General features: G+C 56.7%; 25 protein-coding genes. 9 read left to right on the plus strand and 16 right to left on the minus strand.

Annotated elements, in window-relative coordinates; all coding sequences use genetic code 11:
- Positions 1-68: 68 nt before the first annotated feature.
- From ACHQGU_RS00975 to ACHQGU_RS01010, 8 genes are all read right to left on the minus strand, one after another.
- A complete protein-coding gene (locus ACHQGU_RS00975) occupies positions 69-497 on the minus strand; it encodes a DUF6362 family protein (protein ID WP_395495583.1) in 429 nt (142 codons plus the stop codon).
- Complete coding sequence (locus tag ACHQGU_RS00980) at positions 494-1,420, minus strand: hypothetical protein (RefSeq protein ID WP_395495584.1); 927 nt, start codon at positions 1,418-1,420, stop codon at positions 494-496. The genes ACHQGU_RS00975 and ACHQGU_RS00980 overlap by 4 nt, the downstream gene beginning before the upstream one ends.
- Before the next feature lie 2 nt (positions 1,421-1,422).
- Complete coding sequence (locus ACHQGU_RS00985; protein WP_395495585.1) at positions 1,423-1,710, minus strand: hypothetical protein; 288 nt, start codon at positions 1,708-1,710, stop codon at positions 1,423-1,425.
- A complete protein-coding gene (locus ACHQGU_RS00990) occupies positions 1,710-3,230 on the minus strand; it encodes a replicative DNA helicase (RefSeq protein WP_395495586.1) in 1,521 nt (506 codons plus the stop codon). The genes ACHQGU_RS00985 and ACHQGU_RS00990 overlap by 1 nt, the downstream gene beginning before the upstream one ends.
- Positions 3,223-3,651, minus strand: a complete 429-nt coding sequence (locus ACHQGU_RS00995) for a hypothetical protein (protein WP_395495587.1) — start codon at positions 3,649-3,651, stop codon at positions 3,223-3,225. Before ACHQGU_RS00995 ends, ACHQGU_RS00990 begins: the two co-directional genes overlap by 8 nt.
- Positions 3,652-3,855: 204 nt before the next feature.
- On the minus strand, positions 3,856-4,029 hold the full coding sequence (locus ACHQGU_RS01000) for a hypothetical protein (protein ID WP_157762973.1): 174 nt from the start codon (positions 4,027-4,029) through the stop codon (positions 3,856-3,858).
- The gene (locus ACHQGU_RS01005; RefSeq protein ID WP_395495588.1) at positions 4,029-4,505 is read right to left on the minus strand and encodes a hypothetical protein; all 477 of its coding nucleotides are present in this window, start codon (positions 4,503-4,505) and stop codon (positions 4,029-4,031) included. Before ACHQGU_RS01005 ends, ACHQGU_RS01000 begins: the two co-directional genes overlap by 1 nt.
- Positions 4,505-5,185, minus strand: coding sequence for a hypothetical protein (locus tag ACHQGU_RS01010; protein ID WP_395495589.1), 681 nt, complete (start codon positions 5,183-5,185; stop codon positions 4,505-4,507). The genes ACHQGU_RS01005 and ACHQGU_RS01010 overlap by 1 nt, the downstream gene beginning before the upstream one ends.
- Before the next feature lie 108 nt (positions 5,186-5,293).
- Between ACHQGU_RS01010 and ACHQGU_RS01015 the strand changes: the two genes are divergently transcribed.
- Positions 5,294-5,647 (plus strand): hypothetical protein, encoded by a 354-nt coding sequence (locus ACHQGU_RS01015; protein ID WP_395495590.1) that lies wholly within the window; start codon positions 5,294-5,296, stop codon positions 5,645-5,647.
- 546 nt (positions 5,648-6,193) lie between these two features.
- On the plus strand, positions 6,194-6,973 hold the full coding sequence (locus tag ACHQGU_RS01020; protein ID WP_395495591.1) for a LexA family transcriptional regulator: 780 nt from the start codon (positions 6,194-6,196) through the stop codon (positions 6,971-6,973).
- Here the strand turns inward: ACHQGU_RS01020 and ACHQGU_RS01025 are convergent, their stop codons facing one another.
- The gene (locus ACHQGU_RS01025; RefSeq protein ID WP_395495592.1) at positions 6,974-7,507 is read right to left on the minus strand and encodes a hypothetical protein; all 534 of its coding nucleotides are present in this window, start codon (positions 7,505-7,507) and stop codon (positions 6,974-6,976) included.
- A gap of 122 nt (positions 7,508-7,629) precedes the next feature.
- Here ACHQGU_RS01025 and ACHQGU_RS01030 point away from each other — a divergent pair, with 122 nt between their 5' ends.
- The 7 genes from ACHQGU_RS01030 to ACHQGU_RS01060 all read left to right on the plus strand — a co-directional run bounded on the left by ACHQGU_RS01030 (position 7,630) and on the right by ACHQGU_RS01060 (position 10,147).
- On the plus strand, positions 7,630-8,154 hold the full coding sequence (locus tag ACHQGU_RS01030) for a hypothetical protein (RefSeq protein ID WP_395495593.1): 525 nt from the start codon (positions 7,630-7,632) through the stop codon (positions 8,152-8,154).
- A gap of 18 nt (positions 8,155-8,172) precedes the next feature.
- Positions 8,173-8,406, plus strand: a complete 234-nt coding sequence (locus ACHQGU_RS01035; protein WP_395495594.1) for a hypothetical protein — start codon at positions 8,173-8,175, stop codon at positions 8,404-8,406.
- The gene (locus ACHQGU_RS01040) at positions 8,403-8,657 is read left to right on the plus strand and encodes a helix-turn-helix transcriptional regulator (RefSeq protein WP_395495595.1); all 255 of its coding nucleotides are present in this window, start codon (positions 8,403-8,405) and stop codon (positions 8,655-8,657) included. The genes ACHQGU_RS01035 and ACHQGU_RS01040 overlap by 4 nt, the downstream gene beginning before the upstream one ends.
- A gap of 15 nt (positions 8,658-8,672) precedes the next feature.
- Positions 8,673-9,017, plus strand: coding sequence for a hypothetical protein (locus ACHQGU_RS01045; RefSeq protein ID WP_395495596.1), 345 nt, complete (start codon positions 8,673-8,675; stop codon positions 9,015-9,017).
- Positions 9,018-9,207: 190 nt separating this feature from the next.
- On the plus strand, positions 9,208-9,567 hold the full coding sequence (locus ACHQGU_RS01050; RefSeq protein WP_395495597.1) for a hypothetical protein: 360 nt from the start codon (positions 9,208-9,210) through the stop codon (positions 9,565-9,567).
- A 107-nt stretch (positions 9,568-9,674) separates the two neighbouring features.
- A complete protein-coding gene (locus tag ACHQGU_RS01055; RefSeq protein ID WP_395495598.1) occupies positions 9,675-9,926 on the plus strand; it encodes a hypothetical protein in 252 nt (83 codons plus the stop codon).
- A complete protein-coding gene (locus ACHQGU_RS01060; RefSeq protein ID WP_395496348.1) occupies positions 9,926-10,147 on the plus strand; it encodes a helix-turn-helix transcriptional regulator in 222 nt (73 codons plus the stop codon). The genes ACHQGU_RS01055 and ACHQGU_RS01060 overlap by 1 nt, the downstream gene beginning before the upstream one ends.
- Here ACHQGU_RS01060 and ACHQGU_RS01065 read toward each other — a convergent pair.
- The 7 genes from ACHQGU_RS01065 to ACHQGU_RS01095 all read right to left on the minus strand — a co-directional run bounded on the left by ACHQGU_RS01065 (position 10,127) and on the right by ACHQGU_RS01095 (position 21,037).
- A complete protein-coding gene (locus ACHQGU_RS01065) occupies positions 10,127-11,332 on the minus strand; it encodes a tyrosine-type recombinase/integrase (protein WP_395495599.1) in 1,206 nt (401 codons plus the stop codon). The two genes, ACHQGU_RS01060 and ACHQGU_RS01065, sit on opposite strands and share 21 nt — an antisense overlap.
- Positions 11,333-11,882: 550 nt before the next feature.
- Positions 11,883-12,896 (minus strand): DNA polymerase III subunit delta, encoded by a 1,014-nt coding sequence (gene holA, locus ACHQGU_RS01070; RefSeq protein ID WP_395495600.1) that lies wholly within the window; start codon positions 12,894-12,896, stop codon positions 11,883-11,885.
- A gap of 24 nt (positions 12,897-12,920) precedes the next feature.
- Positions 12,921-13,619, minus strand: coding sequence for a hypothetical protein (locus ACHQGU_RS01075; RefSeq protein ID WP_395495601.1), 699 nt, complete (start codon positions 13,617-13,619; stop codon positions 12,921-12,923).
- The gene (gene leuS, locus ACHQGU_RS01080) at positions 13,619-16,264 is read right to left on the minus strand and encodes a leucine--tRNA ligase (RefSeq protein WP_395495602.1); all 2,646 of its coding nucleotides are present in this window, start codon (positions 16,262-16,264) and stop codon (positions 13,619-13,621) included. The genes ACHQGU_RS01075 and leuS overlap by 1 nt, the downstream gene beginning before the upstream one ends.
- A 78-nt stretch (positions 16,265-16,342) precedes the next feature.
- On the minus strand, positions 16,343-16,882 hold the full coding sequence (locus tag ACHQGU_RS01085; RefSeq protein ID WP_052403647.1) for a DUF3576 domain-containing protein: 540 nt from the start codon (positions 16,880-16,882) through the stop codon (positions 16,343-16,345).
- Between the two features lie 416 nt (positions 16,883-17,298).
- Positions 17,299-18,447: a transglycosylase SLT domain-containing protein gene (locus ACHQGU_RS01090; RefSeq protein ID WP_395495603.1), complete on the minus strand. Its 1,149-nt coding sequence runs from the start codon at positions 18,445-18,447 to the stop codon at positions 17,299-17,301.
- 148 nt (positions 18,448-18,595) lie between these two features.
- A complete protein-coding gene (locus ACHQGU_RS01095; RefSeq protein ID WP_062249529.1) occupies positions 18,596-21,037 on the minus strand; it encodes a membrane-bound PQQ-dependent dehydrogenase, glucose/quinate/shikimate family in 2,442 nt (813 codons plus the stop codon).
- Between the last annotated feature and the right edge of the window lie 751 nt (positions 21,038-21,788).

Genomic DNA, 21,788 nt, shown 5'->3' on the forward strand with positions numbered 1-21,788 from the left:
CTGCACGACCCCTAATCATGACGCTCAAAACACTGCATTTTGGGAAGTTTGGGAAGTAAAAAATGCACTCAGGTGTAATTTTTTTTCGTGATCACGCTGAGACCCGCAGAAAACCAACCTTTTGCCGTATGGTGGCTTATGCCCATTTTGCTGCCGATCACACGCCAACTGTAGCGGTGGCGGTGTGATATCGGGTTGATCATCATCCACAGCAGCACCACGCGGCGGTGATTCTCGGCAGGGATGCCTGCCACCCAGTTAAGCGCCTCGTCCATGCGGCTGATCTTGGCGGCGGACGGAATGGGAGGCCGGATGATTTCATCTCCCGTGATGGAGAGAAGATCATCCAGATCCATCAGCGTATCACGCCATGCAGACACACGGGTGGATGGAGCCAGATCACGAGCGGGCAGGGATGCCAGCGTGACCCCAGCCTCAAACAGACGCGCCTCAGCATCCGCCACGATTTCAGCGGCGGTTTCCGGACGCGGCCTCATGCAGCAGACTTGGCGAGGTAGTCAGCGATGACTGGCTGCGGGCCTTTGCCACCATCACGCACCCAGTTGCGCATTGCCTCTTCCCAGTCACGCTCTGCTGCCTGCTGGACAAAGGTTTTCGGCGCTTCCGGCACCGCGCCGGAAGCAATGGCCTCACAGACGGCCTTGGCAAAATAGCCCATATGTGGGGCAGGTTTGCCCTTGCTACGCTGGCGCTCTGCAATGCGCGTGACCTCAGCAATGACGACACGCTCAATTTCATCTGCCGTCAGGCCCCTGCGCAGACCATCCGCCGCCCACTGCCGTGCCGCTGACCAGTTTTGCAGGCTACGGGCGGGATCAAACCCGGCGGCGTCAAACGCCTTTGGCCCGATGCGATTATACACCGCGTCAATCTCAGCAGCAGATGGATCTGCCAGCTTAGCTGTATGATAACTATCGTTATCAGCTTTAGCTTTAGCTATAGGCGCGTGGGTTTTGCTTTCGGTCACTGATTTCCCTCCTTTAATAGCCATTGGCGGCAGATGGCGCTGCGTCGGGTCTGTGCGCTCAGTAATGCGATTTTTCGGCGGTCTTCCGCCCTTTGCGCCATTGGCACGGTTGGCGAGTGTCCGGCGGCTGGGCTGCTGATCTGGCCCATATGAGAGCGTTTGCGTGGCATCATCCCACGCCAGCAACTGGGTTTTGCAATGGGTTTCCAAGTGGGTTTTGATTTGGGTTTCCGTCATGCCAAACCCGATGCGCGCCACGTCCGCGAGAGACGGCACAGGACCAAAGCCGAATGTGACGGCCCCATCCGTGCCGAGATCCCGGATAAGTTTCATGAGGTAGACCCAGATACCGATCGCCTCAAACCCAAGGGCTTGCAGGCGGATATCGCTGACCGCATCCAGAATTGCTTTTTCGATGCTCTTACGTGCCATAATCAAAACGCCTTGAGTCTGTAGCCACCGTCCAGCGGCTCTAAAATTCCGCGCAGCACCAGATGCTCCAGTGCGTGCGCAAGGTCATGCTGGTCTGCTGAGAGCAGACGGCACAGTTCATCCGTCTGCACCGCGCCGCCAGAGCGCGGCTGCCGCAGCTCCGGCATCACATCGCCAATGTCAGTGAGCTGGAGCCATGCCGCGCGGGCTGCCAACGGCAAAAGCACCCAGCGACGGTCTGCCATCACTGAGCGCGCATGCTTACCAAATCTCTGCCGTGGAGCTGCCATTATCCGCCATCCTCTGCCACAACCCATGCGGGACTGAGGGCATCCTCATCCACATCCCGAAACCATGTGGTATAATTGGTAAATTGCAGGCGGCATGTGCCTTCCGGACCTTGCCGGTTTTTGGGGATCAGCACGTCCGCCTTGCCTTCCGCTGCCTGCACCCGCTGGACGAGATCACTCTGCCGGTTGGCAAAATCCTCGTTACTTTCGCGGTCTTTGCGCGTCAGGCCAGCGTCTGCCTGCTTTTTGAGATAGTAGTGCTCACGGTGCAGCAGCAGGATGACATCTGCATCCTGCTCCAGCGCGCCAGCGTCCCGCAGATCTGACATCATCGGGCGCTTATCTTCCCGGCGCTCTGTCTCACGGTTGAGCTGCGCCAGGACAACCATGGGCACCTGCAATTCCGTCGCCAGTTGCTTGAGCTGGCCTGAGATTTTGGTGATGCGCTCATAACTGCGCTGATCCTCATATGTGGAGCCTGCGGACATGAGGCCGACATAATCCAGCACGATCAGATCCAGCCCTTTGCGAGAGCGCTTCATGCGCCGCGCACGGGAGCGCAGTTTGGCCACGGTAATGCGGGATTGCGTGTCGATTTCCAAATTCAGGCTGGCGGCGGCGCGCTCACCGGCCTCCAGATCCCGCCATTGCCAGTCAGACAGGATTTCCCGCGTGCCGTCACATTCCTCCGGCACATCATACCGGCGACCCGTAAACACGGCCTGTGTAGACAGATTGGCCCACGCGGCACCGGCACGCGCGCCGAGCTGCGGTGCTGTCATTTCCCCAGACCAAAACAGCACACTACTCCCGGCGGCAGCAGAGCGGACAGCGATGCCGAGCCCGAGCGAGGTTTTACCCATAGCAGGCCGTGCGCCGAGCAGATACATGCTGGACGGCATAAGGCCGCCGGTCATGCGGTCCAGAGCGCGATACCCCCACGATGCACCTGCCAGCCCGCTGCCACGTTTTGCGGCAGCAATGGCGGCATGACGCGCCTGCTGCATAGAGTCCATCAGGCTGGTGGTCGGCTGGGCCTCATCCGTGCCACGCGCTAACTCCAGCAAGCCGTTTTCCAGCGCGTCTACAATGCCTGCCGCGGACTCATCACCCGGACGGCAGCAGCGGTCCAGCACATCCGAGCAGGCCTTATACAGGCAGCGCCGCACCCATGCGTCCCGAATAGAGCGGGCATAAGACGGCGCGGACGGTATGCCCATATTTGACGTGAGCAGGGACGCCAGCACCTGTGGCGCGGACTGCCTGCCAAGCAGAGCATCCCCTAGCAGGTGCGGCATGACGGTGGCGAGATTTGCCTCTGACCCTGCATTGATAACATTCCGGCAGATGGCAAAGATCCGGCCATTGAGGCCATTGTAAAAATACTCAGGCTCTACAATCTCATCCACCAGATGATAAGCCTTGTTATTGACCAGTATTGAGCCAAGCAGATACTGCTCAGCATCAATATTTGCAGGCGGTTGACGCAGGGCATCACCAAACATGCTGCCATCAGCCATGGTTTTCTCCCTTTTTAGCGTAAAACCGCCGCACTGGCGCACCAAAACCAAGCATTGACAGCACTGGAGCAAAGCCGCGCAGGCCATTCTGGATGTTGCTTAAGTGGGATTCATGGATGCCAAAAACCTGTGCGGCGGCGCGCTGGGATTTGCAGGTGCGGATAAAGTTATTCAGTTTTTCTTGCACGTCCTGCGGCGTGGCAAGTTTGTGTGGGTCACTCGTCAGCGGATAACGCAGAACCTGCACCAACCCGAGTGCCGCGACAACATCCGGGCTGAAACCCCGCAGATTTTGCGTATCCCGCACTGCTTGCACCGGGATGTTGTGCTCGCGGGCAAATGCCGCTGCGCCACCGGCAACACGTATGGCGCGGTTCATAATGCCGCAAAATCGTGTGCAGTCCATCATCTTTTCAGACATTTTTCATCCGATCGCGGTTATATCGCCAGACAAGAGACATGCCGCTGGATACTCTGACCTGCTCTGACAGGTCCGGCCGGACTTTGGCGGACTGGCGGAGATCACGGTCATTCCGTGGCCGAGAGGCGACGATATGGCGACCCGGCAAAGCTGGCTGCCCATAACTCCGCACACAGACCGAAAGCGGCCTTTTGGGAAAATTATTCATATTTTCTTGCTTTTCTGCCGGTCTAGCTGGAGCTGCTTGCGGCGCGTGTAGATGGAGCGTTCGGACAGGCCAAGCCTGCGGGCCTGCCGCTTGATGCTCAGGCCGCAGCGGTCAAAATGGCGTAGCTGGACGTCCATGGTATGGCTCCATTCAATTGCCGCACGCGCCATCAGGCCGCACCTGACTGGCTGCTGACGATTTGCGGCTTGTTGTCTTCCACAATTTTGTGGAGAGCATGCTCCAGCCGATCCATTGCCAGACGAGATGAAACGAGATGCTCCAGGATGGCGCGGGCCTCAGAAACATCGACTTGCCCATCCTCAAGGCTTTCAATTCCTTCCTGCAAAACCTCGCTAGAAAATTTCGAGAATTTGGCGAGTTCTTTGGGAATGTGACCCGTGCCGGAAAATTTGACCGGCACCAGACGATAACCCTCTGCCGCTGCCATCGCGGCGAGGATCAGAGGCTCCTGCGCACAGGAATCCAGATCCACAGCAACGTCTACCGGCGCGCATTGAGGGCTGTTGCGGTTGCCATAGTCACTCAACTGAGACCGGCCGACGCGGCAGATTGTGACCGCTGCATCTATCCCGCCAATCTGCTGGATTGCCTTTTTGGTGGCTGTTTTGATGGCAGGGACGGACATCAGACCGCACCCCGCCAGTGTTCCATCCCGCGCCAGACAGCCGACATGGAGACCTCATGCTCTGGTATCAGCGCGCCATTCAGGCGCGGGAGCTCAAATGCTATGGGGCGTTCTGCTACAGCCGCATCCTGCACCGGGTTTTTAATGCCCGTGTATTCGGTGCAGATCCTTTTAGCCTTGCCGGAGTAGCTTTTTTTGATGGTCTGGATTTTGATGCCAACCATCAGGGCAATGTCCTGCAATGGCAGGCCCTGTAACATCAGAGCCGCAATAGCCAGCACATTCTGCCCGAGCATGCTGTTTGGCTTTGCCAACTGCTTAAAGCCGATACGCTGCACCAGCGGCACATCAACATCACACGCGAGAGACGCGAGGCTTTTCTCACCGCCTTTTTGCGCATGGTAGAGATAGACAATCTCCCTGATTTTGCTGGCATAGATGCCGCCAGTGAGCGTGCCATATTTGATGCCGAGCGACACAGCGCAGCTCTTGAAGGTATGGCCCATAATGAGCATGCGGGATGCCGCGATGATGCGCTCTACTGACTGCGCGGAGAGACCTGTAAGGGCCTGATCCCTGATGCGGCTGAGGAGCGCCATATCGACCAGATCCTCTCCCCGGACTGCATCCGGCTGACAGGCTGAGGCCGCAGGCGCACTGGTGGCATTATGAGTTTTCATGCGGCACCTGTCTGAATTTTGGGAAAATGCAGGATGCGGGTGAGCGCATTGCCGCACCCACCCACTACGTCCATCATGGCGTTCCAACCAACATGAAAGGACGATTCTGTGGCAAAGAGCCTTGAAGAGCTGGAGAAAGCGCTCAACAGCCTGCGCAGCCGAATTACACGACTGGAAGCGGAACGTCGTGTCTCACAGTATCTTTTGATTGCTGTCGTTGCTGACAATCTTCCAGAGAAAACAACTGACAGCGACTTTGAAGACCGCGTATCCCGCTTTGCCAAACGTGCCGAAACAGCACTGGCAGATGGAGAATACGAAAGAGAGAATGAAGCAACACGGGAGGCCATAAAGCGCACCCGGACGTTGCTGCTCAATATCTGGGCTGACAGGAAATGGCAGCAAGACTTTAGAATGAAGCGCGCCATTAACGCACCTGTCCGCACGAAGAAGCCGGAGTGAAACCAACGGCAGCCGTCAGCTCATCATGAAGAAGTCTGATGTTCTGGTAACGGGTCTCCAGATCAGAACGGATTTCATCGCATTCAATATGCGGAATGCGATGAAAGAGACCATCCATGACCGCAAAGACCTCTAAAAACGCAAGGCGAGCAGCCCACAGAGAAATACTGACGTGCTGAGCAGAACGGCCCCGGACTGCATCCGGCTGACAGGCTGAGGCCGCAGGCGTACTGGTGGCGTTATGAGTTTTCATGCTGCCTCGCTGGATTGGGTTTTTTCTGGACGCTTGATACAGGCGGGCCATTCACAATTATCTGGCCAGTTATCAGAGAAAAACTGGGTGACGCGGACCAGAGTATCTACGTGGCAGCCGCTACCAGCCCTCATTCGCGCGAAGAAGCGGCCATTGCATCCACAGCAGTTTGCAACGCGGGCCTCAGACAATCCTTTGGCTCTGGCATATTTTTCTGCCAAGGCAATTAATTGATGCCTATAATTCATAGCGCCCCCAAATACGACAAATATGTCGCATGCGGCACGTTAATCATGTCGCACGACAAAATCAAGCGTTTGCGACATAATTATCGTATGAAATACAAGACGCTTGTTGATCGAATTGAAACTGCGCTTAGGGATTCAGGAATGTCAGAGCGGAAGCTCTGCTTGACAGCGGGTGTGGGTGAACATGCTATCCGCAATATCCGTAAGGGACACGCTCCAAAGGCAGACAATTTGCATAAAATTGCAGCCACCTTGAATTTGCCAGATGCATTTTTACTGGAGGCAGCCGCGCTGCCTACGCCCAGACATCAAGAAAAAGCTATTTTTACAGAAAGCATGTCATCTTTGGGAATGGTTTATGTGAAAGGGTTTGTGCAGGCCGGCCTTTGGCAAGAGGCATTAGAGTGGCCGGTTGTAGACTGGAAACCCGTCTACGTACCATCAGACATACGCTATCAGGATACACCCCGCTTCGCATTACAAGTAAGAGGCGAGAGTATGAATAAAGTATACCCAGAAGGCAGTATCGTTATTGCAATTAGACTTTGGGATATTGCCAGGCCACCTAAATCAGGAGAGCGGGTTGTAGTACTGAGAAGGTCAAAATCATCTAACGAAATGGAAGCAACAGTTAAGAAATATGAAATCTCCAGCAACGGAGAGCATATACTTTGGCCAGAAAGCACGGATCCGCATTTCCAAACACCTATAATAATGGATGAGATGGCAACCCAATATACGGGGGATGGGCTAGATGCAGATCACGGCTCAGCTTGTGATATCGAAATATATGCAATCGTAATTGGTAGCTATAGACCCGAATGACTATAGAATACTCTCTGCGTTACTTTTCGGTTTAATGCTGTAAGCCACCGTAGTGTTCCATGTATGTGTAGAGGGGAATGAGCTTATCAACATAGCAATCCGCAAATTATTTTTTTCGTCCCAAATATAGGTTCGAAAAATATTTGATGTTCTAATAATATTAGGCTTGCTGTATTTCTCGTATAAACCCTCTTTTATTGACATTGTGCACCCAAGGTTATGTTTTGATATATCATCTGTAGATAATTGAACAGATACTAGTTTTCGTTTACTGAAATTAAAATTCACAGTCATAGAGCAATTGTCGAGCTTCAGGCCTTTCCATCCAAAGAAATCATAATTTATAGTTTTAGATATATTGTGTATATCTATCATCGTTTCGGTATAATGATGCGCCTGTGGAAATATTTTTACTACATCTTTTTCAGACATTCCATATTGTACGCCTTTCCATAGCTCTTGCGCTGATGAGGTGACAGGAGTCGCAGCAGCAAACCCCAAACCCAATAGAAATTTAGTAATAATTTTTACCATCTGAGAAGCATAATAAAAAAGCAGCTAAACTTCTTACGATAAGAATGTCGTATTCGTTCTTGACATACGACAAAAATGTCGCAAATGTCTCATTCATCGCCACCGACGCGATGGAGGAACACATGCAGACCCAGACACCACAGCAGACCGCCGAGGCAGGCCCCAGTGAGCTGGCCGCCCAGCAGGATGCTGACCTTTACCGCCATATCCTTTTCATCTTGGTTCCCACCAGCAGCAGCGCATGGGTGCCAACGCTAGACACCTCATGCGACTGGATGGAACACGCCCGCCGGGATGCGCCAGTAGGGGTTGATCCGGTATCTCTGGCCAAAACCTGCTTTGACGAAAGCTTTATGGCGCTCACAGGCTTACAGCCCGTTACGGATGGAGAGCCACGGGATGTCTGGACAAAGTTTGTCCATCGGCAGATCAGCCGGAAATGCCGGGAGCTGAACCCGGAGAAATTCCGCAGGAAGCCCAGAAAAATTACGAAAATTTCCGCTGCACACAACAAGGATTACAGCCCCCCTTATCTGTATGCTCTCTGCGATGATGGGACAGTCTGGATGAAAGAGCCACGCTGCAATTGGAAAATTGAAGCCAGCATCCCTCAAGATGAATCTCACCTAACAGTAACAGCCCAATAAAACCGAGGCAGATACCAAATGCAAAACGTAAATCAGTTTGATCAGCACCGCGCTGCATTGGAGCAGTGCGTCCATAGTGGCGTGCATGATGCCGAGATCCGTCAGGCCATGCTGCGCCACATTGCAGCGATGGGTGCCGCAATACACGCGGAGGAACGCAACGCGGATGCCGCAATGCGGACCACTCACCAGATCCAGCGCAGAGGCATGCTGAGCCGGTTTGTGCTGGATGTGCGGGAGTGTGCGGCGTGAATAACAACCTATCTCCACTTATTCTTTCAGAAGAAGAAGCTGCAAAAATGCTCAATATTGCGGCTCGCACACTACAACAAAAGAGATTGGATGGAACAGGACCGGCCTTTATCCAGATTACTAAGAGGCGGGTTGGTTATGCTGTTTCAGATTTAAATGAATGGATGAGCACATGCAGATTTAAAACTACCAAAGAGTCTAAAAATTTCTATGAGAAATCTTTGGAGAAAATGAGAAATTATCCTGATTGAATTGGAAAATTCATAATGCCCAAATATAAAATTACATTAAAGCCACAGCATAGCGGCGGATATCTGGCTATCCTGACAGACGAGCACGGCAATTTTGTCGAGTTTGCGAAATGCCAGAGTGAGCAGCGCGAGGGCAAGCGCCACATCACCGGCTCCAGCACGCGCGGGCTGATGGGATGGGCGTTTGATCTGTGGTCTATCGGCGGCGGCCTGTTTCGCGCCACTGCCACAGATAACCGTGACTGGCTCATTGTTTTTAACGACTGCGAGACCGTGATGGATGATGGTGAGACGACCATTGAGGGCTGGAGCAATGACGTCCGGACGCTGGAGCCAGCGGCAGAGCAGGTGGCGGCATGAGCCAGGAACTGAAGGCTTGCCGGTGCAGCGGAAAATTGCCCGTAGATATATTCCCGCTTCCGGTGGCCCTATTCAGGCCAAACCTCGGAAGATATTGGGCGGCATGCTTACATTGCGGGGAATGTGGCCCTGCGCGCTCTACTCATGACGAAGCCATCACCGCATGGAACACCCGCGGAGGAGAGCAGGCGTGAGCAACTTACCCGGATCTCGCCATTCTGTTCCTAAGAATGCCAAATGCGACATACATGCAGATCGAAATGCAGTTGCAAACATTCAGGGAGAAACAGATAGTTTTGGTGCTGAATATATTCTTATGTGCCAAGAATGTTACGATGAATACAAGCAAGAGTCTAGAAAGCCCGACATTTCTGATTGCAACTGGTGCGAAGCTAAACAGATCGCTGTTAAGCCCAGAAGAGACTACGAAGAAGGCATGAGCGGTCCGGTGTATTATGTCTGCCAAAGCTGCATCGACAGAGATAATGCGAGAATAGCTGAAGAACTTAATGATCGTGATTCCTATCATGGTGACGGGAACTGGCACTGATGGAAAATTCACCAAGCCCCACCAACTGGCCCAACCCTGAGCGGCCCGGCTGGCCACCAAACCCTGATAAGGATGGCCTGTATGCATTGCGTGCAGGAGCAGCTTTCATGGCGCGCTACTGGTCTGCAACCCGACAGCATTACACGTCAGTGCCAGGCTGGAAACGCGGGATGTCTCCATTTGATGCGTCATCATTTGATTTTGCCGGAGAAATCCTCACCCCCACCCAGATCAGCGAGATGCTGGCGGGGGAGCGGGAGAGGTGCGCCACGGCATGCGATAAACTTGCAGATGATTTCTTACCCTGTCACCCATCAGAATATGCGCGGGAGATTCGCAACCTAGGAGCCGCGTCATGATGCCGCAGGAGCAGATCGGAGCAGATAGCCCGCAATCCTCTCTGTGCCTGCTGGACATCAAAGAGGTGGCAAAGCGGACCAGCTTAAGCCGTACGACTATCTGGCGCAGGCTTAAAGATGGAAAATTCCCTGACCCGCTTAGGCTTTCTGAGCAGTGCGTACGGTGGCGGGAGGATGATATTAACGCATGGGTGATAGGCCTACCGGCGCGGCAGAAATAACAATTCTGCCGCAGGCGGGAAGTCTTCTAGCAGGATATCCGCCCAGTCCTGTGCCAGGAATTTACGCCGCGCCATGTGCTTTGCGCGATTATAAACCCCCTCAACCCTGTTTGACGGGACATGCGCCAGCATTAAATCAATCACGGCCCGGTCTGCCGGGCTACGCTCGTTCATGATGCTTGAAAAAGAGGCGCGGAATCCATGCGGAACGTGCCGCCCTGCATAGCCTGCACGGTTGAGCAGGTAGCTTAGGGCATTTTCGCTCATTGGGCGCAGCGCCCACCTTGCCCCCGGAAAAATGTAGGGGCTTCCGCCAGTAATCGGTCTGACAGCCTCCAGCACATCCAGAGCCTGCCGGGATAGCGGCACAGTGTGCGCTCTGTGCGTTTTGGCACGCTCAGCCGGTATCACCCATTCATCCCCATCAATATCCGCCCATGTGGCCAGCCTGACCTCGCCAGGACGAGCTGCTGTGAGCGCCAGCCAACGGATAGCCATGCGCGTGACGGCGTGAGCTGGCGTAGCATCCACTGCCCGCAGCATTTCCCGCAGGCCGGGCAGATCAATGATTGCTGGCTGAGGCCGAGTCTGGACCGGCGCAAATGCTGCTTTGATGACGCCTGCCGGGTCAGCCTCTGCTTTGCCACAGGCAATGGCGTGGATATAAATGGCCGATATCCTCTGCCGGACCCTGCGCGCAATTTCTGGCGCGCGACTCTGCTCTATGTCGATCACGGCATCACGCACCATCTGTGGCGTGATGTCCCGCAGCGGCAAATTGCCAAGGCGGGGAAATACCAGCCGCTCCAGACTATCCAGTACAGATGCGGCGTGACGCGGCCGCCATGTGGGGCTGATCAGCGCAAACCATTCCCGGCCTGCTGCCTCCAGCGTATTATTCTGCTCCGCCGCTACCTGAGCGCGCCGCAATTTTTTTGTGATTGCAGGATTTAGGCCCGCCCGCAGATCGGCCCTGGCACTATCCCGTGCGGATCTGGCCTCAGCCAGTGAGACCTCAGGGTATGGGCCAATGGAGAGCGTTTTTTCCTTACCCTCAAACGTATAGCGGTAATGCCATAGCCTTGAGCCATTGGGCCGGACTAGCAGATGCAGCCCGCGCTCGTCATAGAGCTTATATTGCTTGTCCCGAGGCTTTGCCTTACGGATTGCTGTATCAGTTAGCACGTTACCCCACCCCGTTACCCTGTTTACGGGAATCCGATGCCCCGTTTGTTACCCCAAAAATCGCGGGATTGGATGGCATCGGATGAAACAGGATGCAACGGCGAAAAGCAAGAAAACCTGAGATTTCTGCGGGTTTGAAACGGGATGATACTGGCTGAAATAAGTGAATGGTGTCCGCGACGGGATTCGAACCCATGGCCCCAGGATTCATCCCACTTCGGCTTTCACCGCCACCCGGTTTTGCTCCCTTTCAAAGGGGCCGGGTGTTCGTGGTCTGGACTGTCCCTTTGCCTTAAGCCGTTTCCGGCCCGTAGGCACCGCCCGTCCAGTCTCTACACCTTCCGGCCCTGTTGCCAGAGCGCGGCTTGGCTCGGGATCGGCACGGCAAAAGCTTGCCAGAGCGTTCCCCGAATTTGAGCGGATACACCATGGGGTTTCCCGTCATGGCGCCCAATTACCTTAGGAATCCTGTGCTCTATCCTGCTGAGCTACGCGGACACACCCCACTGTCTATACTGAAAGCCCCCAGCAGGAGCAAGGGGAAGGCGGCTTAGCGGCGGGATGCCAGAACGGCCCGTGCCGCCAGCCCTGCCACAAAGCGTTTGCAAAGCAGAGCATCTGGCGCGCCGGTCTGTTTGCAGGAGAGTTCCAGCGCCTGCGTTTCCTGCACGGCCTTGGTCAGGGCGGGCAGTGGCCAGAGCTCCACGGCCCGGTTAAAGCCGTTGGCACGCTTGAAAAAGACTGGCGGACGCAATCCCTTGATGGCGTCACTCCGGCTGGCACCATCCGCCATGGCGGCGCGCACACGTCGCAGGCGGTGCAGATGGGATAGAAAGGTGCGGGCAATGGCAATCGGGCTGATGCCCTCCGCGAGTGCGCGTTCAATGGCCAGATCGGCTTCCGTGCGGCGGCCTTCCGTTGCGGCAAACGCGGCATCTTCCACGGAGACGCTGCCAGCATCCCCAATGCAGACATGCACATCCTCCAGCGAGAGTGTGCCGGTATCGCCCGCATAAAGGGCCAGTTTTTCCACTTCACTACGGGCTGCGCCCCGGTCGGCTCCAAGCCGGCCTGTCAGCCAGTGCAGGGCATCCTGATCAATGCGCACGGAGTGGCTGGCTAGCATCTGGGTGATGGTGGCTTCCAGCGTGCGGCCTTCTTCCGGGTAGCAGCCAACGCTGGCGCAGTCCGGACGTTTTTCCAGCAGGGCGCGGAGTTTGGAACGCGAGGGCAGGCCGGGGGCTTCCAGCACCACCAGCGTATCGGTGTTTTGCTCCAGCACATGGGTCACGGCTTTAAGCAGCCCATCTCCGGCATCACGCACGCGCACGGCGCGGCGGCCACCCATCAGGGAAAAGGCCGTGGCCTCTTCTTCCAGCCGGTCGTGCGTTTCCTTGTCCAGCACGGCCACGCGGAACGGGTCATCCAGTGATCCTGCAATCTGTTTGACGGCATCCTGCGCCCGCTCACGGATCAGCCCTGTATCCTCGCCATGCAGCAGGATGACCCGCCACGCGCCGGGGTCTCGGGTTACGCGCGGCAGGGTGCGGGCATCAATCTTCATGGGGCTGTGTCCTGCCCTTGGCCGTTACAGGCCACCGGTCGGGCTGGGGGCGCCACGGCCTGTGGCCATATCCGGAATGGCGTCATCCCGTTCCTGCTCCATGGGCGCATCCTTTTCAGAATTCGGGATGGCATTAGGCATGGGGTAGAAGGCTTTGGGGCCCTGCGAGCGCGTCTGTGCCGGCGCGGCCTGCGTGCGGAACCATGTTGCCACCTGCTGAGTGACCTGATCCGCCAGCGTTTTTGCCACGCGGCCAGTAGCCGTCTCGTTGTTCAGAGTTTGGGCAAAATATTGTTCGTATGTGGAGGTATAGCCATCAAGCGCTGTGGCATCCCCCTGCGCCAGAAATTTGGGATACTGTTCGACCGTGTACAGAGCCCAGTGCGCATGGCCATTCATCCGTATACGCCCGGAGGTATTGTCCGAATGGGTATCAATAGATTCTGAACTGATGGAAGGCTGGACAACCAGTTTGTAACCATCCGGATCTTCCGGTCCGTCACCGGCCATATTCTGTTGCAGCGCAAGGCGCACCTGCTGCCCCATCCGTTCAGGGATGTTGGCAACATAAACGCGCTTGAGTTCCGCGTTGATCTGCGGTGCGTCCTCGCGCTCACCGTAAAGCGGCTGAAAGCCACACCCGCCCAGCGCAAGAGGAGCCCCCAGCAGCAGAACTGCCAGAGAGCCATTCAAAAGAGTTTGCGTGAAGCGGGGTCTGGACATCAGCCTGCCGTTACAAAGTTGACGATACGGTTGGGCACGTGAATGCGTTTGACAATCCGCTTGCCTTCCAGCAGCCGCGCCACATTGGGTTCGGCCTCTGCACGGGCAATCACGGTCGCACTGTCTTCATCCGGTGCCGCATCAATCTTACCGCGCAGCTTACCCATAATCTGCACCGCCAGCGTGACCTGTGTTGCGGCCAGCAGGCTGGGGTCGGCTTCCGGCCAGGGCAGTTCCACCACCATGGTCTTACCCGGCTCCAGCTGCGCAAACATTTCTTCCGCCAGATGCGGCATCATGGGGGCGCAGAGCTGACAGAGTGCCCGGGCGGTTTCACGCCGCGCAAAGGCCATGCCGGGCAGATCGGGCGTTTTTTCCGCATCCGCCAGAGCGGAGGTCAGCTCATGGATGCGGGCTACGGCCACGTTAATGGTGAAGGTTTCCAGCGCTTCCGTCACGGCCGCAATGGTGCGGTGGGTGGCACGGCGCAGAGCATCTGCCTGCGGGGCGATTTCTGCCGGGCAGGCGTCCTGCGCCGGCACGGTTTCTGCCACGGTGCGGACAAGACGGAACAGGCGCTGTGCAAAGCGGGCGGCACCGGAAACACCGGCTTCCGTCCATTCCATATCGCGTTCCGGCGGGCTGTCAGACAGCACGAACCAGCGGGCAGTATCCGAGCCAAAGCGTTCAATAATGGCCTCGGGTGAGACCGTGTTCCGCTTGGACTTGGACATTTTTTCCACGCGGCCAACGGTCACGGCTTCCCCCGTGTCGCGTTTGACGGCACCATCCGGGCGGAGGTCCACTTCTTCCGGATACAGCCAGTTCCCGGCTGCATCCTTGTAGCTTTCGTGGCTGACCATGCCCTGCGTGAACAGCCCGGCAAACGGTTCGCTCAGATCCAGATGCCCGGTCTTGCGCATGGCGCGGGTGAAGAAGCGCGCATAGAGCAGATGCAGAATGGCGTGCTCAATCCCGCCAATATACTGGTCCACCGCCAGCCAGCCATCGGCCGCAGCGCGCACGGTCGGGGTGTCGGCATGGGGAGCCGTGAAGCGGGCAAAATACCAGGAACTGTCAACAAACGTGTCAAACGTGTCGGTCTCACGCACCGCAGGTTTGCCGCACTTGGGGCAGTCCACATGTTTCCATGTGGGGTGGTGGTCCAGCGGGTTGCCCGGTTTGTCGAACGTGACGTCTTCCGGCAGTTTGACCGGCAGCTGCGCGTCCGGCACGGCCACGGGACCGCAATGCTCACAATGGATCACGGGGATGGGGCAACCCCAATAGCGCTGACGGGAAACACCCCAGTCCCGCAGACGCCAGTTGACCACGCCTTTGCCCACGCCCAGCTCTTCCAGCCGGGTAATGGCTTCCTTGCGGGCCTCCTCGGTGGTCAGACCATCCAGAAAACCGGAATTGATCATCGTGCCATCGCCGGTAAAGGCGTTTTTGGTGATGGCAAAGTCCGCCTGATCTTTGCCCTGCGGCAGGACAACCGGGGTAACCGGCAGGTCGTATTTATGCGCGAAGTCCAGATCGCGCTGGTCGCCCGAGGGGCAGCCGAACAGGGCGCCGGTGCCGTAATCCATCAGCACGAAATTGGCGATCCAGATCGGAAAGCTCTTGTCCATGAACGGATGGTTGACGCGCAGGCCAGTATCAAAACCGCGCTTTTCAGCTGTTTCCACAGCTTCGACAGAGGTGCCGAGGCGGCGACATTCCGCAATGAACTCCGCAGCCTCTTTATTGCTCTGGGCAACATAAGCGGCCAGCGGATGGTCCGGTGCGATCGCCAGAAAGGACATGCCGAACAGCGTATCCGGGCGGGTGGTGAAGACCTCAACCGCGTTCAGGTTGCTATCCAGCCCCTGCGGCGGCTGATGCAGAGAGAAGGTGATGTGCGCACCTTCCGAGCGGCCAATCCAGCGTTCCTGCATGACGCGGACGCGGTCCGGCCAGCGGTCCAGCGTTTTCAGGCCGTCCAGCAGGTCTTCCGCAAAATCGGTGATTTTGAGGAACCACTGGGAGAGCTTCTTCTTCTCGATCAGCGCGCCAGAGCGCCAGCCGCGACCGTCCACAACCTGCTCGTTGGCCAGAACGGTCTGGTCAATCGGGTCCCAGTTCACCCAGCTTTCCCGGCGTTCCACCAGACCAGCCTGCAGGAAGTCCAGAAACAGCTTCTGCTGCTTGCCGTAATAGTCCGGCAGGCAGGTGGCAATTTCACGGTCCCAGTTCAGGGAGAAGCCAAGGCGCTGGAGGGTGGCGCGCATGGCAGCAATATTTTTCAGCGTCCAGTCCTGCGGGTGCACGCCGCGTTCTCGCGCTGCGTTTTCCGCCGGCAGACCAAACGCATCCCAGCCCATGGGGTGCAGCACGGCATAGCCGCGGGCGCGTTTGTAACGGGCGACCACATCCCCCAGCGCATAGTTGCGCACATGGCCCATATGGAGCTGCCCGGAGGGGTAGGGGAACATTTCCAGCACGTAGTATTTGGGCTTATCCGCCGGGGGGATGTCCGGCACGGTGAATACACCGGCCTCATCCCACGCCTTCTGCCACCGGGGCTCAACGCTCTGAAAATCGAAGGACGCCCCTGTGGAGGGCTGCGCCGGGGCAGTGGACGTGTTGGCAGGCTGTGTCATGGAACTCGCGCGGGTGAATTTTTAAATCAGGAAAAAACCGGCCCGCAAAGGGGCCGGGAACAGCGAAATGCCGGGACGTTAGTCGTCCCGGTTGCCGTTATCGGCGCGCAGTTTACGTGCGCGGGAGAGAATGCGGGCCGCAATATCAGACGCCGTATTGGCGGCAGGCGGTGTATCCACCCATTCCGTGCCCTGCTGGACCTGACGGAACACCGTAAGACGCAGCGCATCGGAGCGCAGGCGGCGGTCGAGGATGAACGCCGTCATTTTAAAGCGTTCACCGTGGGCTGCGGGCGGGGTGTACCAGTCCGTCAGGATAATGCCGCCTTCCGCATCCGCCGTGGCGACGGGCATGAAGGAGAGCGTGTCCAGCGTGGCGCGCCACAGATAGGCGTTCACGCCGCCTTTCAGCACATCCTCACCGCCAGATGCGCCCCGGTCTTCATGCAGAAGATGGTTGCGCGGGGCGGTCAGATCACTACTGGTGCGCGGGCCGCTGGAGCAGGCCGGCAGCAGCAGAAGGCCGGAAAGGGCAACGCCAGCCAGCCAGAAAGCAGGCCGTGAGCCGCTGGAGGCAGAACCGGAAGCGGAAGGGCAGGGCATGGGACGACGTGGCATAATGTCGATACGGCTCCTTCGGCGGTGGGGCGCCGATGTTCCCCGGCCTGCCTGATGCGCAGGGTCAGGTCCGGTTCATGGTCGAATGGGTCTTGGTTCTCTTCATATCCTGTCGGGGCAATCCCGCCAAGCGTCTGCTTACGCTCTCTGCGGACAAGGGGCGCAGGGGGCTGTGTCGTCCTGTAGAAAGCCTCCCTTTTTCAGAGCATCCGTCAGCAGTTTCATAAGATGCGGCGGGAGATAAGCGTAACGGGCTTCAATGCGGGATGCGGTCAGAGCCGGCTGAGGCGCTCGGCATACTCATTCGCCTGTTTATACTGGCCCAGCGCGGAGGCCGCTGCGAGCGCAAGCAGCAAAGACTGTGCGATTCGGGGTGGTAATCAGCAAGAGCGATCTTAACAAGAAATAGAGAAAATTTACTGATTAACAACCAGAATACAGGATAGCCCCTGCTGCCGAAGCTGGGAGCAGATCGGCCCCGTCTGTGTGGCGGACAGGCCCGCCAGCCGTGTGCGCCAGATCTGGCGGCCATTCGTGGTGGGAATCAGCTCAATGCGGTTGACCGCACTCGCCAGCCCACCGGAAGACTGTCTGGCCAGAGCTGTCGCCTGAAGAGCACGTTCCTGCGTGGAGAATGCGCCAATCTGGATCATGGCATTGCCCCCTGTATCCTGTTGCCAGACCGTGGCAGTTGTCGGGGTCGTATAAGATGCCGGTGTAATTACAGGCGTTGTGAGAGCCTGTCCAGCGGCCTCAGTGCCCGCGGCGGAAGAGACAGCAATATCTCCGTCTGAGGTGTAGGGGGCCGGGGGCGCAAGGTCATCAGCAGGCAGTGGCGGAGCCGTAGCAGTTCCGACCGTGCTTGCGGCGGGTGTGCTGGCAACCGCCACCGTGGCCGGAGCGGAGGCGGCAACGACGCGATAAGCCGGAGGGCTGGCCGGAACGGCGACCTGCTGCGGTATGGCAGCACTGGGAGCCGTGGCATACGCCATCTCGGTTGTGGTCGTCATGGCCGGAACCGGATCATTCAGATGCGGGCTGACGGACGCCAGATAGGTCCGCGCGTAGGACGGCAGGCTTGTGCCACGGCTGCGGTGGTTTTCCTCGCATTGCGGGCCGCAGTTATAAGCGGCGACAAAGCCCGGAGAGCCGAAACGGTCATAGAGCTCACGGATATATCCGCTGCCCGCCATGATGTTGTCATGCGGGTTGTACGGGTCGGACCCCAGATGGTAGCGTTTGGCCAGCTCTCTGTAAGTGTCAGGCTTGATTTGCATCAGGCCGACCGCCCCATGTATGGAGCGGATGGGGCGACCATGCATATATTGGTGCCCACCGGACTCCTGCTGCATGATGGCGCGAATCCAGGACTGCGGGACGGAAAACCGTGTGGAGGCTTCCTGAATGTAAGGTCCCCATGGGTTAAGAGCCGCACCGGGGGCGCGGTATGTGGAGCGTGTTGGCCCGGCACAGGCAGAGAGAGTTGCCAGCCCGCCAAGAAACAGCGAGCAGAGCGTACGTTTTCTCTTTTGTGCTGTTCCGGGGAGAAGAAAAGTCCGAACCATGCGCGCATGGTGCCTTTCCTGAAAGCCGGATGCAATCACAACCTTGAGCAGGCCTATCATCACGCTTTGACTCCGGGAGGTCGGGCAAAAAAAATCCCCACATAAAGTGGGGATTTTCCTGGGTTCGGGTCAGTGAGTTTTTGACCGCTTATTTGGCCGCACCATCATCCGGCAGCGTGTAGGCAATAATGTAGTCACCCACATCAGGAGAGTGGCTCATGCCGCCGGCAGAGATCACCACATATTCCTTGCCCGTTTTGGGGGAGCGGAAAATGAGGGGGGCTGCCACAGCGCCAACCGGCAGACGCTCACGCCACACTTCCTTACCCGTGCCGGAATCTAGCGCACGTAGATAGTAATCCTGTGTGCCAGCAAAGAAGACCAGCCCGGACGCGGTGGAAGTGGGGCCACCCAGAGTTGGCATGCCCATGGGAACCGGCAGATGGGTTTTGATGCCCATCGGACCCAGATCCTGCGTTGTGCCCATGGGCACCTGCCACAGCAGCTTTTTGGTATGCAGATCAATGGCGCTCATGGTGCCGAAGGGCGGCGTGTTGCAGGGCACCTGCAGCGGAGACTGCAGAATATCAATGCGCACACCAGCATAGGACCCCGCCACCTGCGGGCGCATGGTGCCCATGAAGCCCGGCACTTCGTCGGTTGAGGCTTTATATTTCTTGGCTTCCTCAAGGTTCACCAGAGACATACGCAGGGGCATCCGCATGTCATTCACAAACATGACGCCGCGTGCTTCATCAATGGAGATGCCGCCCCAGTTCATGCCGCCCAGCAGGCTGGGCCATTCGATATAGGGTTTTTCACCCGGCGGCGTGAACGGACCTTCATAAACCGAATCCTTGAACATGATGCGGCAATAAAGCTGGTCAAACGTGCTGACGCCCCACATGGAGCTTTCCGTCAGCGGATCAGCCCCGATGGTGGGCATGCCCACAGAGAACGGCTGGGTGGGAGACAGATGTTCGCCCTGCGCTGAAGGAGAGGTTGCAACGCGGCGTTCCTGAACTTCCGTCACCGGCGTGCCGGTGCGACGGTCCAGAACAAAGATGTGTCCGGTCTTCGTGGTCTGGATCAGTGCCGGGACTTTTTCACCCTGCGCGTTGGTCACATCATACAGAACAGGCTGCGAGGGTAGGTCATAATCCCAGACGTCATGGTGAACTGTCTGGAAAACCCATTTTGTTTTGCCGGTAGAAGCATCCACGGCGACAACAGCAGCGCCGAATTTTTCCTTGGCGACCGTCCGGTCTCCGCCCCAGTAATCCGGCGGTCCGTTGCCGGTGGGCAGATAGACGAGATTCAGCTCTTTATCGTAGGTCGGGATGGTCCACACATTGGGGGTTTCCAGAGTGTAGGTCTGATCGTCCGCAGGTGCGCCCGTGTTGTCCGGGTCACCAACATCCCAGGCCCAGGCCAGAGCGCCGGTCCGCACATCATAAGCCCGCACAACGCCGGAGGGTTCGCCGTGAACAATGTCACGCACCCAGCCGCCGATAACGGCAACGTGGCCCATAACAACCGGGGTGGAGGTGGGGTGGTAGCGTTTACCCGCTGCAGTCGGGCCCATCTGTTTCTTTAGGTCTACAACGCCGTTTTCACCAAAGCCGGAGCATTCCGCACCGGTGTGGGCATCCAGCGCAATAAAGCGGGCATCCACGGTAGAGACCAGAATACGCTGATGACACATGGGGGCCGCATCATCCGCTGCTTTTTCCTCAGCGGTCAGGCTGGCGTCTTTTGTAGCATCGTAATAGCCAACGCCACGGCATGTAACATGTTCAGCAGAGTGTGCCTTGGGGTCAAACTTCCACAGCTCTTTCCCGGTGTCGGCTTCCAGAGCCGTAATCAGGTTTTCTGGCGTGCAGGAATACAGCACGTTGCCAATCTGCTGGGGGGTGTTTTCATCAACCCCTGCACCGGGACCATGCGTTCTTCTGCCCGTATGATAAACCCACGCAACTTTCAGCTTGCTGACATTGTCTGGCGTGATCTGGGTGTAGGGTGCGTAACGCGTACCCTGAGCATTACGCCCAAAGAATTCCCAGTCCTCTGGTGCATCGGTTTTGCCTGCCTGAGCGACCTGCGGGTTGGCTGATGCTGCATCGGGGTTGCTGATCTGCCCGTGCGGGAAGAAGGCCTCTGCCAGCGTTACCAGCAAACAGCCGACAATGCCAAGACCACCAAAAACGCTGCCCCGCCGGATGGGGGAGGACGTTGCGGGGAATGTCGCGACGGCCCACAGGCTGAGGGTGAAGAGAATGGCAGGCACAACCAGACGCGGCAAAAGGGCCCAGTAGCCAATTTCCGGCGTGTCACACAGCGCCCATACAAAGGTGGCGGCAAAAACAACGGCCGACACAACCAGAGTATAAGGATGTTTCAGAAAAACCAGAACGGCCAGGGCACAATAGGCAAGGCCCGCCAGAAGGTAATACGCTGAGCCGCCGAGCATCAGAAGCTTTATGCCACCGTAAGCAAGCGCCAGACCAGCAGCAAGGCTGATGACAGAAAAGACGGCACGATAAATGCCACCTAGCGGAGAATGGTGATCTGCGGGTTGACCGTCACCCATGCTGTCACTCCAGTATTGAAATCGTCCTGACAGCAGGGTGCCGGGCCGAGGTTACGACTAAATCCAGATACACTGGCTTATGATAAGAGCTTTTCTCTGTGCACTATGGGCTGTGGAAAGAGTCCTTCATCATTGTTTCCAGAGGAGCGGAAAATGCTCTGTGTCCAATATGTCTGATTCTGTCAAGAAGGTCTTTGGGGAAAACCCACCGAAAAACGGTGAATTTTTATAAAATTTTTCCTAGCACAAGGTCATTCGCCCTGAGAGTAGCTTTTTTGTGAAATGGCAGGTTCTTTTCTGCTCATTCTTCTTAGTGCTGGACAGGAGGCATTTCCGCCCTATTTCGGGGGTAACGTTCCGGTGAGAAGCCTCGCTCCTTTTCGTTATGCTCTTTCTAGATAGATAGCATTTCTGGTTCAGTATAAAACAAGATAAGTCATTGATAAAATTATAATTTGCATGAGAAATTCAATAGAGCCGAACGCTATATGCACGTTATATCCATATGGAAAAAATATGGAAAATCCCTCTTTCATATATTGGACATTGGATGAATTTCAGCGCCTTAAAGGATTCATGCACAGCAACAGTCAAACGCGATGTTTTCAAGGGTGTCTCTCAGGTCATTCTTGATGCGTCTCTTTTGCTCTCTAAGGAAGATTTGGAAATAACAGTACGGTATTCTTGTTTATAATATCTTACGTTTTCTATTTCCATTTTGATATGAACCGATGTTCCGTCGGATCTTTTT

The sequence above is a fragment of the Acetobacter sp. KSO5 genome (genome assembly GCF_044094635.1).
Classification (GTDB): domain Bacteria; phylum Pseudomonadota; class Alphaproteobacteria; order Acetobacterales; family Acetobacteraceae; genus Acetobacter; species Acetobacter cerevisiae.

Excerpts from the sequence above, each read along its gene's own strand:
- ACHQGU_RS01090 (WP_395495603.1), bottom strand. The coding sequence starts at position 18,447 with ATGGTTCGGACTTTTCTTCTCCCCGGAACAGCACAAAAGAGAAAACGT.
- ACHQGU_RS01045 (WP_395495596.1), top strand. The coding sequence starts at position 8,673 with ATGCCCAAATATAAAATTACATTAAAGCCACAGCATAGCGGCGGATAT.
- ACHQGU_RS01075 (WP_395495601.1), bottom strand. The coding sequence starts at position 13,619 with ATGTCCAGACCCCGCTTCACGCAAACTCTTTTGAATGGCTCTCTGGCA.
- ACHQGU_RS01020 (WP_395495591.1), top strand. The coding sequence starts at position 6,194 with ATGTCGCACGACAAAATCAAGCGTTTGCGACATAATTATCGTATGAAA.
- ACHQGU_RS01025 (WP_395495592.1), bottom strand. The coding sequence starts at position 7,507 with ATGGTAAAAATTATTACTAAATTTCTATTGGGTTTGGGGTTTGCTGCT.
- ACHQGU_RS01005 (WP_395495588.1), bottom strand. The coding sequence starts at position 4,505 with ATGTCCGTCCCTGCCATCAAAACAGCCACCAAAAAGGCAATCCAGCAG.
- ACHQGU_RS01085 (WP_052403647.1), bottom strand. The coding sequence starts at position 16,882 with ATGCCACGTCGTCCCATGCCCTGCCCTTCCGCTTCCGGTTCTGCCTCC.
- ACHQGU_RS00995 (WP_395495587.1), bottom strand. The coding sequence starts at position 3,651 with ATGTCTGAAAAGATGATGGACTGCACACGATTTTGCGGCATTATGAAC.
- ACHQGU_RS01060 (WP_395496348.1), top strand. The coding sequence starts at position 9,926 with ATGCCGCAGGAGCAGATCGGAGCAGATAGCCCGCAATCCTCTCTGTGC.
- ACHQGU_RS01095 (WP_062249529.1), bottom strand. The coding sequence starts at position 21,037 with ATGGGTGACGGTCAACCCGCAGATCACCATTCTCCGCTAGGTGGCATT.
- holA (WP_395495600.1), bottom strand. The coding sequence starts at position 12,896 with ATGAAGATTGATGCCCGCACCCTGCCGCGCGTAACCCGAGACCCCGGC.
- ACHQGU_RS01030 (WP_395495593.1), top strand. The coding sequence starts at position 7,630 with ATGCAGACCCAGACACCACAGCAGACCGCCGAGGCAGGCCCCAGTGAG.
- ACHQGU_RS01055 (WP_395495598.1), top strand. The coding sequence starts at position 9,675 with ATGGCGCGCTACTGGTCTGCAACCCGACAGCATTACACGTCAGTGCCA.
- ACHQGU_RS00980 (WP_395495584.1), bottom strand. The coding sequence starts at position 1,420 with ATGGCACGTAAGAGCATCGAAAAAGCAATTCTGGATGCGGTCAGCGAT.
- ACHQGU_RS00990 (WP_395495586.1), bottom strand. The coding sequence starts at position 3,230 with ATGGCTGATGGCAGCATGTTTGGTGATGCCCTGCGTCAACCGCCTGCA.
- ACHQGU_RS00975 (WP_395495583.1), bottom strand. The coding sequence starts at position 497 with ATGAGGCCGCGTCCGGAAACCGCCGCTGAAATCGTGGCGGATGCTGAG.
- ACHQGU_RS01035 (WP_395495594.1), top strand. The coding sequence starts at position 8,173 with ATGCAAAACGTAAATCAGTTTGATCAGCACCGCGCTGCATTGGAGCAG.
- ACHQGU_RS01010 (WP_395495589.1), bottom strand. The coding sequence starts at position 5,185 with ATGAAAACTCATAATGCCACCAGTGCGCCTGCGGCCTCAGCCTGTCAG.
- leuS (WP_395495602.1), bottom strand. The coding sequence starts at position 16,264 with ATGACACAGCCTGCCAACACGTCCACTGCCCCGGCGCAGCCCTCCACA.
- ACHQGU_RS00985 (WP_395495585.1), bottom strand. The coding sequence starts at position 1,710 with ATGGCAGCTCCACGGCAGAGATTTGGTAAGCATGCGCGCTCAGTGATG.
- ACHQGU_RS01000 (WP_157762973.1), bottom strand. The coding sequence starts at position 4,029 with ATGGCGCGTGCGGCAATTGAATGGAGCCATACCATGGACGTCCAGCTA.